Source organism: Actinosynnema sp. NPDC020468 (genome assembly GCF_040642015.1).
GTDB lineage: Bacteria > Actinomycetota > Actinomycetes > Mycobacteriales > Pseudonocardiaceae > Actinosynnema.
Genome location: NZ_JBFAEO010000013.1, coordinates 95,977 through 110,483, shown reverse-complemented (window position 1 = coordinate 110,483; position 14,507 = coordinate 95,977). Strand labels below are relative to the sequence as shown.

20 protein-coding genes are annotated in these 14,507 nt (G+C 69.7%); 12 read left to right on the top strand and 8 right to left on the bottom strand.

Annotated elements, in window-relative coordinates; translation table 11 throughout:
• Positions 1 to 2 precede the first annotated feature (2 nt).
• From AB0G50_RS12405 to AB0G50_RS12395, 3 genes are read right to left on the bottom strand one after another with little or no spacing between them, the layout of a single operon-like run.
• A complete protein-coding gene (locus AB0G50_RS12405) occupies positions 3 to 479 on the bottom strand; it encodes a hypothetical protein (protein WP_360106029.1) in 477 nt (158 codons plus the stop codon).
• Between the two features lie 9 nt (positions 480 to 488).
• A complete protein-coding gene (locus tag AB0G50_RS12400) occupies positions 489 to 1,379 on the bottom strand; it encodes a transketolase (RefSeq protein WP_360106026.1) in 891 nt (296 codons plus the stop codon).
• Positions 1,376 to 2,050, bottom strand: a complete 675-nt coding sequence (locus AB0G50_RS12395) for a thiamine pyrophosphate-dependent enzyme (RefSeq protein ID WP_360106023.1) — start codon at positions 2,048 to 2,050, stop codon at positions 1,376 to 1,378. Before AB0G50_RS12395 ends, AB0G50_RS12400 begins: the two co-directional genes overlap by 4 nt.
• Positions 2,051 to 2,105: 55 nt before the next feature.
• Between AB0G50_RS12395 and soxR the strand changes: the two genes are divergently transcribed.
• A complete protein-coding gene (gene soxR, locus AB0G50_RS12390) occupies positions 2,106 to 2,567 on the top strand; it encodes a redox-sensitive transcriptional activator SoxR (protein WP_360106021.1) in 462 nt (153 codons plus the stop codon).
• Positions 2,568 to 2,637: 70 nt separating this feature from the next.
• Entirely contained in the window at positions 2,638 to 3,165 is a 528-nt protein-coding gene (locus AB0G50_RS12385) for an RNA 2'-phosphotransferase (protein ID WP_360106018.1), read from the top strand.
• 352 nt (positions 3,166 to 3,517) lie between these two features.
• Here the strand turns inward: AB0G50_RS12385 and AB0G50_RS12380 are convergent, their stop codons facing one another.
• Positions 3,518 to 4,126, bottom strand: coding sequence for a helix-turn-helix domain-containing protein (locus tag AB0G50_RS12380; RefSeq protein WP_360106015.1), 609 nt, complete (start codon positions 4,124 to 4,126; stop codon positions 3,518 to 3,520).
• Between the two features lie 62 nt (positions 4,127 to 4,188).
• Between AB0G50_RS12380 and AB0G50_RS12375 the strand changes: the two genes are divergently transcribed.
• From AB0G50_RS12375 to AB0G50_RS12335, 9 genes are all read left to right on the top strand, one after another.
• Positions 4,189 to 5,151, top strand: a complete 963-nt coding sequence (locus tag AB0G50_RS12375) for a DMT family transporter (RefSeq protein WP_360106011.1) — start codon at positions 4,189 to 4,191, stop codon at positions 5,149 to 5,151.
• Positions 5,152 to 5,245: 94 nt separating this feature from the next.
• On the top strand, positions 5,246 to 6,073 hold the full coding sequence (locus AB0G50_RS12370) for an MBL fold metallo-hydrolase (protein ID WP_360106008.1): 828 nt from the start codon (positions 5,246 to 5,248) through the stop codon (positions 6,071 to 6,073).
• Complete coding sequence (locus AB0G50_RS12365; protein WP_360106005.1) at positions 6,070 to 6,762, top strand: DsbA family protein; 693 nt, start codon at positions 6,070 to 6,072, stop codon at positions 6,760 to 6,762. The genes AB0G50_RS12370 and AB0G50_RS12365 overlap by 4 nt, the downstream gene beginning before the upstream one ends.
• A gap of 335 nt (positions 6,763 to 7,097) precedes the next feature.
• Positions 7,098 to 8,318 (top strand): pyridoxal phosphate-dependent aminotransferase, encoded by a 1,221-nt coding sequence (locus AB0G50_RS12360; RefSeq protein ID WP_360106002.1) that lies wholly within the window; start codon positions 7,098 to 7,100, stop codon positions 8,316 to 8,318.
• The gene (locus AB0G50_RS12355; RefSeq protein WP_360105999.1) at positions 8,308 to 8,796 is read left to right on the top strand and encodes a DUF6190 family protein; all 489 of its coding nucleotides are present in this window, start codon (positions 8,308 to 8,310) and stop codon (positions 8,794 to 8,796) included. Before AB0G50_RS12360 ends, AB0G50_RS12355 begins: the two co-directional genes overlap by 11 nt.
• Before the next feature lie 4 nt (positions 8,797 to 8,800).
• Positions 8,801 to 9,601, top strand: coding sequence for a dihydrodipicolinate synthase family protein (locus AB0G50_RS12350; RefSeq protein ID WP_360105996.1), 801 nt, complete (start codon positions 8,801 to 8,803; stop codon positions 9,599 to 9,601).
• Positions 9,598 to 10,413 carry an iron-containing redox enzyme family protein gene (locus tag AB0G50_RS12345; RefSeq protein WP_360105993.1) on the top strand — a complete coding sequence of 272 codons (816 nt, stop codon included), beginning with the start codon at positions 9,598 to 9,600 and terminating at the stop codon, positions 10,411 to 10,413. The genes AB0G50_RS12350 and AB0G50_RS12345 overlap by 4 nt, the downstream gene beginning before the upstream one ends.
• Entirely contained in the window at positions 10,410 to 10,742 is a 333-nt protein-coding gene (locus AB0G50_RS12340) for a Rieske 2Fe-2S domain-containing protein (RefSeq protein WP_360105990.1), read from the top strand. Before AB0G50_RS12345 ends, AB0G50_RS12340 begins: the two co-directional genes overlap by 4 nt.
• Before the next feature lie 76 nt (positions 10,743 to 10,818).
• A complete protein-coding gene (locus tag AB0G50_RS12335) occupies positions 10,819 to 12,186 on the top strand; it encodes a cytosine permease (protein ID WP_360105987.1) in 1,368 nt (455 codons plus the stop codon).
• 36 nt (positions 12,187 to 12,222) lie between these two features.
• Here the strand turns inward: AB0G50_RS12335 and AB0G50_RS12330 are convergent, their stop codons facing one another.
• Positions 12,223 to 12,417 carry a DUF397 domain-containing protein gene (locus AB0G50_RS12330; RefSeq protein WP_360105984.1) on the bottom strand — a complete coding sequence of 65 codons (195 nt, stop codon included), beginning with the start codon at positions 12,415 to 12,417 and terminating at the stop codon, positions 12,223 to 12,225.
• On the bottom strand, positions 12,414 to 13,244 hold the full coding sequence (locus AB0G50_RS12325; RefSeq protein WP_360105981.1) for a DUF5753 domain-containing protein: 831 nt from the start codon (positions 13,242 to 13,244) through the stop codon (positions 12,414 to 12,416). The genes AB0G50_RS12330 and AB0G50_RS12325 overlap by 4 nt, the downstream gene beginning before the upstream one ends.
• A gap of 178 nt (positions 13,245 to 13,422) precedes the next feature.
• On the opposite strand from AB0G50_RS12325, the gene AB0G50_RS12320 reads away from it, so the two are divergent.
• A complete protein-coding gene (locus AB0G50_RS12320) occupies positions 13,423 to 13,713 on the top strand; it encodes a hypothetical protein (RefSeq protein ID WP_360105978.1) in 291 nt (96 codons plus the stop codon).
• A gap of 22 nt (positions 13,714 to 13,735) precedes the next feature.
• On the opposite strand, the gene AB0G50_RS12315 is transcribed toward AB0G50_RS12320, so the two are convergent.
• A complete protein-coding gene (locus AB0G50_RS12315) occupies positions 13,736 to 14,098 on the bottom strand; it encodes an Imm1 family immunity protein (RefSeq protein WP_360106167.1) in 363 nt (120 codons plus the stop codon).
• Positions 14,099 to 14,133: 35 nt separating this feature from the next.
• Entirely contained in the window at positions 14,134 to 14,265 is a 132-nt protein-coding gene (locus AB0G50_RS12310; protein ID WP_360106164.1) for a DddA-like double-stranded DNA deaminase toxin, read from the bottom strand.
• Between the last annotated feature and the right edge of the window lie 242 nt (positions 14,266 to 14,507).

Here is a 14,507-nt window from a genome sequence, read left to right as displayed (position 1 = left end):
GGCTAGGCCAACGGCGCGCCGCCCTGCGTCACCGGTACCACCGGCAGCACGGTGTTGATGGGCAGCGCGGCCTGGTCGGGCAGGTTGGTGATCCACGCGTCGGCCCGGCCCTCGTCCACCAGCCCGCGCACCTCGGCGACGTCCTCGGGCAGGTCGAGCACGCCGCGCACCGGCTTGAGCCGCAGCCAGCGCAGGAAGCCGACGAGCCGGCGCGCCGGACCGCGGTAGCCGACCCGGTCGCCGTCGGACCACACCTCGGCCTGGCCGTTCCACCGCACGAACGCCGCCTCGCCGCCCGCGTGCCTGCTCTGCGCCGCGAGTCGTTCGGCGGCCACGTAACCGCTGCCGCGCTTGGGCAGCAGCACGGTCCCGGAGGCGACCGGCACGAGCGCCGCGGGCCCGCCGCCGGCGCGGTGCAGCTCGCGTTGCAGCTCCGCGGTCGGCGCGGGTGTCCAGACGAGGGTTCTCGGCACGCTCACAATCGGGGATCATGCCGCAGGCACCGGGTGGTCGAACATCCGACGCACGGCGGCGGCGATGCCCAGTGCGTCGAGTTCGTGCGCGGAGTCGTGGTCCTCGGGCGTGCCGTAGGCGCGCAGCTCGGCGTCCCGGCGCACGCCGAGCGACCTCAGCCGGTGCGGCGTGTCCGCCAGGGCCTCGCTGACCAGGCGCGCCGACGTGCCCTCCAGGTAGGGCTCGACCAGCAGCACGTCGGGTCGGCTCCGCGCGACGGCGCGGCGCAGGCCGTCGGCGTCGAACGGGCGCACGGTGGTGGCGTAGAGCACGGTCACGTCGGCGCCCGCGGTGGCCTCCAGGACGTTGCGCAGCGCCGGGCCGACCGCGACGACGACGCCCCGCGAGCCCGTGCGCACCTCGGTGAGCCCCTCGATCACCGGGTGCGGCGCGTCGTTCTCGCGAGTGGACAGCCGGATGTAGACGCGGTCGTCGGCGGCCAGCGCGTCGGCCACGACCGGTGCCACCTCGTCGGGGTGGCCGGGCACGACGACGCGCCAGCCGGGCAGGGTGTCGAGCAGCGCGACGTCGCCGGGCGCCTGGTGGGTGCGGCCCCAGGCCGGGTCGTCGTAGGAGGCGCCGATGCTGACCAGCACGCCGCCGAGGTCCTGGTGGCCGAAGTCGAGCTTGATCTGCTCGAACGGGCGTTCCACCAGGAACGGGGCGTAGCTGTGCACGACGGGGCGCAGGCCGGCGAGCGCGAGCCCGGCGCCGACGCCGACCAGGGCCTGCTCGCGGATGCCGACGTTGATCACCCGGTCGGACGGGGTGAACACGTCGCGGGAGATCTCGGCGATGACGACCACGACCCGGGGGTCGGTGGACCGCTCGACCACGTCGACGAACGTCTGGCGCATGGTGCTCATCGGACCCCGATCTCGGCGACGACGACCAGCGGGCGGTCGTGCGGTTGGGTGAACGCGTCGTACAGCGCGTCCTGGTCTCGTCCGTCCACTGTGGACGTCTGCCAGCCCTCGACGGCGAACCGGCTCGCGACGCCGCCGGGCCAGCCGAGCGTGCCGGAGCGGTTGTCGACCACCACGACCACGAGGTTGGCGAGCCCGAACCGGCCGGCGATCGCGATGGCCTCGTGGTTGCTGCCCTCGTCCAGCTCGGCGTCGCCGACCAGGACGTACACGCCCGCCTCGTTCCCTTGCAGGGCAAGGCCTTTCGCCAGACCGACGGCGATGGGCAGCCCGTGCCCGAGCGAGCCGCTGCCGATCTCGGCGCCGTCGACCAGGACCCGGTCGGGGTGCTGCCCGAGCGGCGAGTCGAACGACGTCCAGTCGTCCAGGGTGGACTCCTCGAGGAAGCCCTTCGCCGCGAGCACGGCGTAGTAGGCCATCGGACCGTGCCCCTTGGAGAGCAGGAACCGGTCCCGGTCGGGGTGGTCGGGGTGCCGCGGCGACACGTCGAGGACGCGGTCGTAGAGCACCCACAGGACGTCGAGCGTGGACGCCGCCGCCCACTCGTGCTTCTCGTCGCCGGACATCCGCGCGAACAGCGCCGGGAGGTCGGCGTAGCTCTTGGCTGGCATGCTCCCGAGAAAACAACCTCGACTTAAGTGGAGGTCAAGACGTAGGATGTCCGCCGTGACGAAGCTGCCCGAGATGCTGACCATCGGCCAGGTCGCCGAGCGCAGCGGAGTGCCGCACACGGCGCTGCGCTTCTACGAGGAGCGGGGGCTGATCGCGTCCGAGCGCACGACGGGCAACCAGCGCCGCTACCCGAGGTCGGTGCTGCGCAGGCTCGCGTTCATCCGCACCGCGCAGCGGGTGGGGTTGTCACTGGAGGACGTGCACGCGGCGCTCGCCACGCTGCCGGAGAGCCGGACGCCGACGAAGTCGGACTGGAGCAGGCTGTCGGCGACGTGGCAGGTGGAGCTGGACGCCCGGATCGACGCGCTCAAGCGGCTGCGGGACCGGCTGACCTCGTGCATCGGCTGCGGGTGCCTGTCGCTGCGGTCGTGCTTCCTGCACAACTTCGAGGACTCGCAGGCGGTCGACGGGCCGGGCGCGCCCAAGCTGAAGCCGGCCGTCGAGGGCGGCACCTGAGACGGGCGCCGGGACCACCGCGGCCGAAACCGGTGGCCGTGACGCCCTCCGACGTGCTGCACTTCGGGGCGTGCAAGAGAAAGACATGATCCGCCTCTCGAAGCGGATGTCACGCCACCTGCGCCACGCCCCGGAGGCCGCGGGCCTGGTGCTGGACGACGCGGGCTGGGTCGACCTGGACGTGTTCGCCGCCGCGCTGCGGACGACCCGCGCCCGGGTGCTGGAGGTGGTGGCCCGCAACGACAAGCAGCGCTTCGCCGTCGAGGGCGACCGCATCCGGGCCAACCAGGGCCACAGCGTCGAGGTCAGCCTCGACCTGCCCGACGCGGTGCCGCCGGAGCACCTCTACCACGGCACGGTCGCCCGGTCCCTGCCCGCCATCCTGGCCGAGGGCCTGCGTCCGATGTCCCGGCACGACGTCCACCTCTCCCCCGACACCGCGACCGCCGAGCGCGTCGGCGCCCGTCGGGGCAGGCCGGTGCTGCTCCGGGTCGACGCCGCCGCCCTGCACGCCGCGGGCCACCGCTTCCAGGTGAGCGCCAACGGCGTCTGGTTGACCTCGGCGGTGCCGCCGACCCACCTGACCGTCCTGCCCTGACCCGGCCGGCCCGAACCAACCCCGCGGCATCCCGAATTCCCTCGGACGAGTGAGTATTTGAGACATTCGCCGGAGCATTTCCGGCCATCCTGAAAATAATTCGAGTACGGCCCCGTGCGGTTGTCCGAACGCACCACGTGGCGAACCCGAACGCACCGCGCCGGGCCGGCGAAATACGTCGAAGGCGAACGCCCGTTCGGAACGCCGAACGCGAAGTTCGGGGTGCCGGAGCGAATTCCCCGCGCACGCACCCGCCGCCCCCTCATGAAGCCACCCGTGACCGCATCCGGCCACCGGGCACCCACCCGAAAATGTCGGTGCCGTGTGGGACGATCGAACCGGGGGCCGAAGGCTAGCGCCCCGCCACCAACACCCGCCCGGCCAGGAGCGCCAACGCCTCGGCGATTTGTTCCGGGGTCAGCCCGCGCACCTTGCGCTGGTACTCGTAGACCTCGGGCGCCAGCGGCGCCATCAGCGCGTCGACCAGCGCGGACGGGTGCGGTGGCGGCCCGGACTGGAGCAGCACCTCCACGTGCCGGCGCCAGAAGGAGTAGACGCCGGTGCGGAACCGGGCCCGACCGGTCTCCGCGCCCAGCACCAGGTGGAGGTGGCGTTCGAGCAGCTCGGTCATGGCCCGGTAGAAGGCGGCCAGCCGGTCGGCGGGCGGCGCGCCGGGTCCGAGCGGCGGAGGTCCGGTCATGATCCGGCCCTGCAACTCGGCCTCGTGCGAGTCCAGCAGCGCCTGCGCGATCGACGTCGGGTCCGGGTAGCGGCGGTACAGCGTGGCCCGCCCGACGCCCGCGGCCCGGGCGATGTCCTCCATGGTGACCCCGGCCGCGCCGCCGGCCAGCGCGAACAGCTGTTCGGCCGCCGCGAGCACCCGCGCGCGGTTGCGGGCCGCGTCCGCGCGCTCACGCGGCCGTCCGTTGTTGCCGGAGGACAGGACGACCTCGCTGGACATGGCGACCACCATACGCAATCGGGGAAGTGGACGCCTTGTCCACTTAGTGCTTTCATAGTGCCATGTACCTCGCTCTCCTCGCTTCGGCGCTGCTGGTCGGCACCCTGCTCGCGGTGCAGGCGTCGGTAAACTTGCAGCTCAACCGCGCGGTGGGCACTCCATACGGGGCGTCCACCCTCCAGCTCTCGGTCGCCGCGGGCCTGCTGCTCGTCGCCACGCTCGTGGTGGGCAGCATCGGCGCTCTGGGTGACGTCTCCGACGTGACCTGGTGGCACCTGCTCGGCGGCATCGCCAGTCCGATCTACATCACCAGCGGGATCCTGCTGATCCCCCGACTCGGCGCGGTGACCACGGTCGGCCTGTGGGTCACCGGCCAGATGCTCGCCTCGCTCGTGCTCGACCTCGGCGGCTTCATCGGCGTCAAGCAGGTGCCGATCAACCTGCTGATCGTGCTCGGCGCGGCGGCCGTCGTCGCCGGCATCACGGTCGTGGTGCGCGGTCAGAACGCCGCCATCAAGGCAGGTCCGGGCACCGCCGTCGCCGCCGACGCGCGTCCGACGCTGGGCAGCCAGTCCGGCTGGCTGGTGCTCGGCGTGCTGGCCGGCGGCGTGCTGCCGGTGCAGGGCGCGATCAACGCCAAGCTGCGCGCCGACCTGCACGCGCCCATCGCGGTCGCGCTGATCAGCTTCATCGTCGCCACGCTGTTCATCGCGATCGTCCTGGTCATCCTGCTCGCGGCGAAGAAGACCCCGCAGCCCAAGCTCTCCGGGCTCAAGGGCATGCCGTGGTGGGGCTGGCTCGGCGGCGCGTGCGCGGCGATCTACGTGACGGTGACGTTCCTGCTCATCCCGGAGATCGGCGCGGCGACCACGGTGGCGTTCACCGTGCTCGGCCAGCAGCTGGCCTCCGCGGTGATCGACCAGAACGGGTTCTTCCGGCTGCCCCGCCGCAAGCTCACCGCGCCGCGCCTGATCGGCGTCGGCCTGCTGATCGCGGGCTCGATCCTGGTCCAGCTGGCCAAGTAGGCACCACCCGCCCACCCCGACCCGCGTCCCGGCCCCCACTTCTCCCTCGGGGTCCGGGACGCGCCCACTCCCACCACGGAAAGGCGCAACCGCCGTGCTGACGCCGTACAACGCCGCGCCGGACGTGTTCGTGCTGCCCTCCCAGCTGCCCATCGCGGGCGCCGGGGTGCTGCCCGTGCACGCCTACCTGATCAGGGCGCACGAACCGGTGCTCATCGACACCGGGTTACCCATCGACTCGGGCTCCTTCGACCAGCACCTGTGGAACCTGGTCGACCCCCAGGACCTCAAGTGGATCGTCGTCACGCACGACGACCGCGACCACGTCGGCAGCCTGCGCGAGATCCTCGCCGCGGCGCCGAACGCGAAGCTGATCACCAACCAGCTGTCGGTCGACCGGCTCGCCGAGCAGTGGAACGTCGCCCAGCACCGCGTGATCGCGGTGAACCCGGGCCGCAAGCTGGACCTGGGCGACCGCGAGATCACCGTCCTGCGGCCGCCCGCCTACGACGCGCCGTCCACGATCGCGGTGTACGACCACAAGCTCGACACGCTGTTCAGCGCGGACAGCTTCGGCACCGTGATCCCGCAGTTCGTCGCGGACGCGAGCGACCTGACCGAGCAGGACTACTACGACGGGTTCGCCCTGTTCACCCGGGCCAACGCGCCGTGGACCTCGCTCGTGGACCCGCAGAAGTTCGACAAGGTGATCGACGTCATCAGGGCGTTGAACCCGGCCCGCATCCTCAGCGCGCACGGCCCGGTGGCCAACGGCCTCACCGACCGGCTGCTGGACGAGATGCGCAAGATCCCCTCGATGACCCCGTGGCTGCCGCCCGAGGACGTCGAGGTCGAAGCCGTCCTCGAACGACACGAGGCGGAGTTGGCGAACGTGATCGCACAAGCGGAGGCAAGCGCATGACCACGGACCACGGCTTGACCCCCGAGCAGGGCACCATCGTGGTGTTCTCGGACATCTGGTGCTCGTTCGCGCACGTCACGATCTTCCGGCTGCACGAGGCGCGCAAGCGGCTCGGGCTGGAGGGTCGCGTGCGCTTCGACCACCGGGCGTTCCCCCTGGAGCTGCTGAACAAGGCCCCGTCGCCGCGCACCGGCACGGACAGCGAGGTCGGCCGCACGGCGAGCCTCGAGCCCGCGGCCGGCTGGCAGCTGTGGCAGGACAAGGACTGGCTGTACCCGTCGAGCACGCTGCTCGCGCTGGAGGCGATCCAGGCCGCGAAGGAGCAGTCGCTCGACGCGGCCGACCAGCTCGACCTCGGCCTGCGCAAGGCGTTCTGGGCGGAATCCCGCAGCGTCGCGAACTACCACGTGATCCTGGACGTGGCGGAGAAGACCGGCGTGGTGGACGTACCGGCCCTGGTCGAGGCGCTGCGCGACGGCCGGGCGCGCAAGACCCTGTTCGAGCAGGCCGACATCGCCGCCTCGGACACGGTGAACTGTAGCCCGCACCTCTTCCTGCCCGACGGCACCGACCACGCCAACCCCGGCATCGCGGTCGGCTGGCAGGGCGACTACGGGGTCGGCTGGCCGGTCATCACCGGCGACGAGCCCACCGCCGTCGACGCGCTGCTCAAGGTCTCCGCTCTTTAGTAGTTCAGCCGGTGAATTAGGCCGGCCCGGATACACCTCATTTTTGCTGGTCGAAATCCCGGCCCCGGTGGCCGGGATTTCGCATATCCGAAGCCATAACAGAATCCAATGTCGTCATAAGTCTCATATGTGGGACTTGTGGCGGCATTTTTTGCACCCCCCGGAGTACCGCGAATCGTGATCCGTCCGTTATTGTTACGACGGCGTAACCGTGGTTACCGTGGGACTCGGCACGACAGCGGACAGTGAGAAGCTCCAACTTCCCGAATTGACCGGGGCCGCCCATACGGCCTCTTGTCGACCTGCCCGGAACAATGCCCTGGGGGTATTTCTCGATGAGCACCAGCACCGAAGCGCCGATCACCGACCTCACCGCCGGTGTGGAGGCCAAGCAGAAGGACGTGGACGGCTTCGTCGACCTGACGCAGCACGAGATCCTCGCCCTCAAGACCCGCTTCAACCTGGCGGACGCCCACACGCACCAGCGCCAGTCGGCCAGCCAGGAGCAGATCGTCGCCAGCCTGCCGCAGCGGTGGCACGAGGCCGAAGAGGGCCTCCAGTCGTTCTACGAGAAGCGGTTCATCGAAGCGTTCTTCCGGCTCCACCAGCAGCCCGGCGTCGCCGAGCTGAACAAGACCTTCCTGTCCTACGCGGCCTCGATCTCGACCATGGTCGCCGCGATGTTCCTCAAGCAGCGCAACCTCTCGGTCACGCTGATCGAGCCGTGCTTCGACAACCTGGTCGACCTGCTCAAGAACATGCAGGTCGAGGTCCGCCCGATCGACGAGAGCAACCTGCACGACCCGGTGTCGATCTACGACAACCTGGTCCGCAACGTGCACACCGACGCGCTGTTCCTGGTCGACCCGAACAACCCCACCGGCTTCAGCCTGCTCAAGGACGGCCGCACGGGCTGGGAGGAGGTCATCCGGTACTGCGTCGACCACAACAAGGTCCTGCTGATCGACCACTGCTTCGCCTCGTTCGCGCTGGCCGACGAGAAGGTCGGCCGGATCCCGATCTACGACCTGCTGGAGTCCTCCGGCGTCACCTACTTCGCCATCGAGGACACCGGCAAGACCTGGCCGATCCAGGACGCCAAGTGCGCCCTGATCACGCCGAGCAACGACATCCTGGACGAGGTCTACAACCTCCACACCAGCGTCCTGCTCAACGTCTCGCCGTTCGTGCTCAACTTCGTGGCCGACTACATCGAGGACTCGATCAAGGACGACTTCGCGTCGGTCCGCGACGTGATCACCGAGAACCGGCTGCTGGCCAAGCAGGCGCTCGACGGCGACGTGCTGGAGTACATCGAGCCGGCCGTCAACGTGAGCGTGGCGTGGTTCCGCGTCAAGCCCGAGCACCTGACCGCGTCCGAGCTCCAGAAGCACCTGCTGGAGAACGAGGTCTACGTGCTGCCCGGCACGTACTTCTTCTGGCACGAGCCGATCAAGGGCGAGCGCTACATCCGCCTGGCCCTGGCCCGCGAGCCCGAGGTCTTCGCCGGCGCGATGACCGCCTTCCGCGAGGTGCTGGCCCGCAATGAGTGGTGAGGCCGTCATCGACGCGGCGCTGTTCATGGCGATGAACAGCACGGACGACCGGATCCGCAGGCAGGGCAAGGCGTTCTTCGCCCACCGCCTGACCACCGGCGCCGTCATGCCGCTGGAGCAGGTCGGCCGTTGCGACGACCTGGTCTGGGGCTACCCGCGCGAGGTGCAGGACGCGTACTACCCGTTCATGGACGTGCTCCACACGGACATGAAGGTCGACCGGATCGGCTACACGGAGGACGACCTGCGCGTCGCGCAGACCTCGTCCCTGCTGGCCGGTCTCCCGCTCGGCCGGCGGCTGACGGTGGCCGTGGTGCTCAACCGGGGCGCCACGCTCTACACCACCGACCCGCAGCTGACCGGCCGGACCGACCTGCCGCTGGGTGAGCTGCCCGACGTCGAGTCGGCGTTCCCCGAACCACTCGAAACGCTCTACCAGCAGTCGTTGGCGCTGCTGGTCCACCCGGAAGGGGTGTGACGTCATGGGCTTCCACGGAACGATCGTCCCGCTCGTGACGCCGCTCGACGCGAACGGCGAGGTCTCCGAGTCCGATGTGGACCGTCTCGTCGCGAGTCTCGGCGACCACGTGAACGGCCTGATGCCGGCGCTCAGCACCGGCGAGGGCTGGAAGTTATCCGAGCAGCAGTGGTCGGACGTGGTGTCCTACACGGTGAAGCACTCGCGCGGGCTCCCGGTCCTCGCGGGCATCCAGCTGCCGACCACCGACGAGGTCATCGCCCGCGCCAAGATCGCGGTGGACCTCGGGGTGGACGCGATCGTGGCGACCACGCCGTACGGCAAGGACGTCACGCAGCAGGACATCCTGGACCACTACACGAGGATCCGCGAGGCGGTGGGCGTCGGCATCTTCCTCTACAACGAGGAGGCCGTGTCCGGCAACCGGATCGAGCTCGACACCCTGCTGAAGATCTGCCGGCTGCCCGGCATCGTCGGCATCAAGGAGTCGAGCGGCTCGGCGGACTTCACCCAGGAGATGACCGCCGCCGGCACCGGCATCCCGGTGTTCGAGGGCTGGGAGAACCTGCTGTTCCAGGCGGGCGACGTGAACGGGTTCATCGGCCCGCTGCTCAACCTGGAGCCGGTGCTGGTCAACGACATGCTCGCGGCGCCGAGCCAGGAGTTGCAGGACCGGATCAACGCCACCTGCGAGCAGCACGGCCTGTTCGGCGACGAGTGGTACGTGCCGCTGAAGGAGGAGCTGGTGCGCCGCGGCGTGCTCTCCACGGCGAACGTGGTGCCGGAGAAGGAGGCCGTGGCGTGAGCGACGCGCGCGCGCTCTACCGCCTCAACCGGTCGGTGCCGGACGCGGCCGGTTACGCGCGGATCCTCGAACTGGAGGAGAAGTTCTTCGGCGTGCGCGCGGCAGAGTTCGTCGCGAACGCGCCGGACTTCGCCGAGCGCGGTGAGCTGATCACCGCGCTGGGCGAGCGGCTCGCCGACGAGGAAGCCAACCCCGGCCCGGCCGACCTGTTCATCACCGACGACGCCGACCTCCCGCAGTTCCGGGAGATCGTCTCGCAGTTCGCGGTGGACGGGCTGATCGAGTCGCAGGCGCTGCTCGCGGTGATCCCGCGGCTGCCCTCGCGGTCCCGGATGGCCGTGTTCCGCGTGCTGATCGACGAGTTCGGCTGCGGCAACGACGACCAGGAGCACGCGGGCCTCTACCTGGGCCTGCTGCGCGAGCTGGGGTTGCCGACCGACCTCGACCACCACGTCGAGAACGCCGCCGACGAGGTGCTGGGCTTCGTCAACCTGTTCTACTGGCTGGCGGCCCGCGCTCCCGAGCCGGACTACTTCCTCGGCGCCTACTCCTACTTCGAGTCCAGCGTGCTCTACGCGTTCCGCAGCTTCGCGGGCGCGAGCAAGCGGCTGGGCCTGGAGCAGGACCGGTACTACACCGAGCACCTCTACGTCGACGCCTTCCACAGCAAGCAGATGCAGGCCGCGATCCGCGAGTTGGATCTCGAGCAGGGCGTGGACCTGCGGAAGGTGTGGGCCGGCGTCGAGCTGACCAGCACCGTGGTCGGCGAGGCGATGGACGCCGCGGTCGCCAGGGCCAAGGCCGTCGCGTGACCGCCGTGGAACCCCGGCCGGCTGGGGTACCGGCCGGGGAACCCGCCGGGGAACCCGCGCCGCGCAAGCGGACCGGCGTGGTGATGCGGCAGCTGACCGCGGACCTGGTGCTCGTCGAGGCGGGCGGTCAGCGGTTCCTGACCGAGGCCGAGTGCCCCCACCGCAAGGGGCGCATGCTCTTCGGCATCGTCAACGAGCGCCGGTTGCGGATCACCTGCCCGCTGCACCACTCCACGTTCGACCTCAACACGGGAGAGCAGGTCTCCGGTCCGGAGTGCGGTTCCCTTCGGGTGACCAGGCTCCCGGCCGACGGACCGTACCCGCTCTGACTCGCTCCGGCGAACCCGCCCGGCCCGCGGACCCGACCCGCGGGCCGGGCACCCCCTTGTCCCGATTGGGGAACGCATGTCCGTCGTACTCGAAAGGCCGGACACCGAACTCGCGGTCGAGGCGGAGCGCACGTCGCCCGCCCGCGAGTTCCTGTGGATCTGGCACTCCGCGCAGTTCTCGTTCGGGGTCGTGGTGCTCGGCTCGGTGCCGGTGAGCTTCGGGCTCGGCTGGTGGGGCAGCGTCACGTCGGTGTTGGTGGGGCTGGTGTTCGGCAGCCTCGCGTTCGCACCGCTGGCCAGGTTCGGCATGCGCACCGGCGCCACCGACGCCGTGTCGTCGGCGGCCCACTTCGGCGTCCGCGGCCGGGTGGTGACGAACCTGATCACGCTGTGCGTGGCCATCGGCTTCTTCGCCATCGCGGTGTGGACCGGCGCGACCGCGGTGGTCGCGGCCACCCAGCGGTTGTTCGGCTTCGGCTCGCTGAGCGTGGTGATCATCCCGGTCGCCCTGGCGGTCGTGCTGGTCGCCGTGTTCGGCCACCGGGTCCTGCTGGCCACCTACAAGGCCGTCACGGTCATCGGCGGCCTGGTGCTCGCCGGTCTCGTGCTGGCGCTGCTGCCCGACTTCACCCCCGCCGAGCCGTCCTCCTTGCTGCTGGGCGGTTTCTGGGAGACGTGGCTGCTCGGCGTCACGTTCGGCGTGACCGTGCCGATCACCTACGCGACGTTGCAGGGCGACTACGCCCGGCACGTCCGACCCGGCACGTCCGACCGGGAAGCCGTGTCCTGGAACGGTTTCTCGATGTTCGTCTCCAACGCCATCGCGCTGCTGGTCGGCATCATGGCCACCACCATGATCACCGACTCCTCGGTGCCGTGGGTGATCGGCCTGACCGAGGCCGTGCCGCCGTGGTTCACCCTGTTCGTCATCGTGTTCGGCTTCTTCGGCACGCTGCCGCAGGGCGCGCTGTGCATCTACGCGGCGGGCATCACGGCCAACTCGTTGGCGCGCAAGGCTTCCCGGGTGACGTGCACGGTCGTGATGGCCGTGGTCGGCGTGGCCGTGCTGTACGTGGGCGCGGTGGCGTACAACGCGATCGACTCGATCTCCACGTTCATCCTGCTGCTGCTGGCCCTGATCGCGCCGTGGACCGCGATCATGCTGGTGGGCTTCGCACTGCGGGGCGGCCGGTACGCACCGGACGAGTTGTTGGACCCGCACGGCCGGTACCGCTTCACCGCCGGCGTCAATCTCCGCGCACTGGCCGCGTTCGTGCCGGCGGTCGTGCTCGGCCTGCTGCTGGCCGCGAACCCGATCTACACCGGTCCACTGGCGGGCATCGCGGGCGGCATCGACCTGAGCTGCATCGTGCCGTTCGTGGTCGCGGGCGGCATCTACTGGCTGCTCAACAAGATCAGCCCGGAAACCGAGGCACTGGTCTGACGGAAGGCGGGGCGGCCTACACCGCCCCGCCCCCGTTCAGCGCTTGACGCCCGCCACGAACTGGGCGAACACACCGGCTGCGAACTCCAGCCGTGCACCGTCCGCCTTCGAGTCGCGCACACCGACCCGAGTCGCGTCGTCGGCGAACGCGATCTCGACGCACTGCGTTCCGCCGCCGCCGTTGCTCGTACCGCTCCGGCTGCTCTTCCGCCAAGTCGTGAAGGTGATCATTCGAGCCCCCTCGTGTCGTTGACCGCCTTGTCCAGCAGGGCGATCGTCTCCATGGCGTTGAGGGCGATCCCAAGCAGATGCCCGAAAATGAGCGTACAGCCGCGAACGTCCTGGGCCTCTTCGAGATAGAGACTCCCGCCGAGACCATCCGTGTACGCGATGTCAGGAATGTCGTCCGCGAACTCCATCAGGGTGAACCAGCCTGAGAGTCCCGGGTGAGGTGCCGCGGTGGTCGGGACTACGCGGAGTGTCACGTTCGGCCAGGACGCCATCTTCTTGAGGTGGCGCAACTGCTCGACCCAGGTGTCCGCCGACCCGATCTGCGTACGGACGACGCGCTCGTCCAACAACACCCAAAGGTGTTGCGGGAAGTCGCCGGTCAGAGCGGCTTGGCGGGCGATCCGGGCGTCGACCCAGCGGTCGAGTTCGCCCGTCACCAGGTGGGGATCCATGGCGGACATGACGACTGATGCATAACCAGCGGTCTGGCACAGCGCGGGGATCAGCAGCGGGTCCCAGATGCGCTGGACGACGGCCTGCTCCTCGTAACCGACGAGGTCCATCAGGTTCTCGTGCAGGTTCCGGCGTTTCTGCTCCCAGCGACCCTTGAGCCGGGCGGACTTGGCCCAGGCCTTGAGCTTGGCGATCAGTTCCTGATCGGTGACACCGCAGACCTCCGCGATGTCTTCGACCTCGTCGGGCTGAACGCGCGTCTGGTTGCGCAGGATTCGGCCCATCCGGTGAATATTCCAGCTGTCATCACCGGCGCGTTCGTTCAGCGCGCTCACCAGGTCCTTCTGGAGCCGGTCGCCGACGATCTTCTTCACCTCCGCCGCGAGGTGCTTTCGCACGTTCGGGGGAATCGCGTACCCCACTCCACTCATGGCAGGGGTTCCTCCGTCCAGGTGAACAAATGCAATCTGTGGACAATTCGACTTGCACACGGGGTTGCGAGCACGCCACGATTGTTGCGCACCCCCAACAGCACGCCGAAAGGACCCCCACATGTCGCAGTCGTCCGAATCCCTGGTCCCCGACCTCACCGACCCGGAGGTCTACGAGGCGGCCGTCAGGGAGCTGGTCGCCAGCACCGCCCCGGGCCTGTTCGCCGTGGTGCAGGAACGAGAGGAATCCCCCGATGCCTACGTGGCGGCGTGGGGCGTGGAGTTCGCCGACCGCCGGGTGGCGGCGTTCACGGCGGGCCTGGGCGGCTGGCTGAGCCTCGCCGACACCGACCGCCTGCTGAGCGCGCTCGACGTACCGGGGGTGCGCACGCGCATCGTGCCCGTTGCCTGACGACCTCGCCCACCGGAGGCGGTCAGCGTCGGCCGACCTGCCAGTCGACCCCATCCGGCCGTCCGCCTCCTGTGGCCAGGTACTCGTGCGCGGCCCGACGTGCGTCGGCCAACGAGATCTCCGCGTCCACCGGAAACTCGGTGTCCGAGCCGGTGAAGTAGTAGACGGGCGGTTCGGAGGCGATCTCCGATCCCTTGCTGACGCAGGCATCAGGAGCATCAGGCCCGGAGTAGTACAGAACACCACGTCCTGTGGTGGCGTCCAGTCCGACATCGAGGATCGCGTGGCCGGGGTTGCCGTGGACGAGGAGCTGCACCGTGGTGGGATCGTTCCACCCGACGACGATGTCCAACACAGCGTCCAACTCGGCCGGGGTTCGCACCACCGTAGGCCCTGCCGCTTTCCAGTCGAACCACGCCTCTAGCGCCACCACGGCCGAGCACCTCCTGCGTACCGAAGCAGGATCGGCACGAGGGTGTCGCAACCGAACGGACCGACGCAAGGCAGTGAGTTGATCACTACCGTCGCGTGCCGAATGCCTTCGCCGACCATGCGTGCAGCCAATTTGATCTCCACGTCCGCCGTCTCGGCGGATCGCACCGACATTCCCATCGATCACCAGGCCGAACTCGGCAGGCACCAGTGCCGCATCCGATTCCAGCCGGCTCGCGCCCGCCAACGCCTCCGTCAACAGGTCGCGGGCATCCTCGGCAGCGTCCGCCGCGCGTTCCGACGCGGCAGCACTGGCTTCGGCCGTCTCACGCACACGCCGAACCTGTGCCGCGACCTCTCCC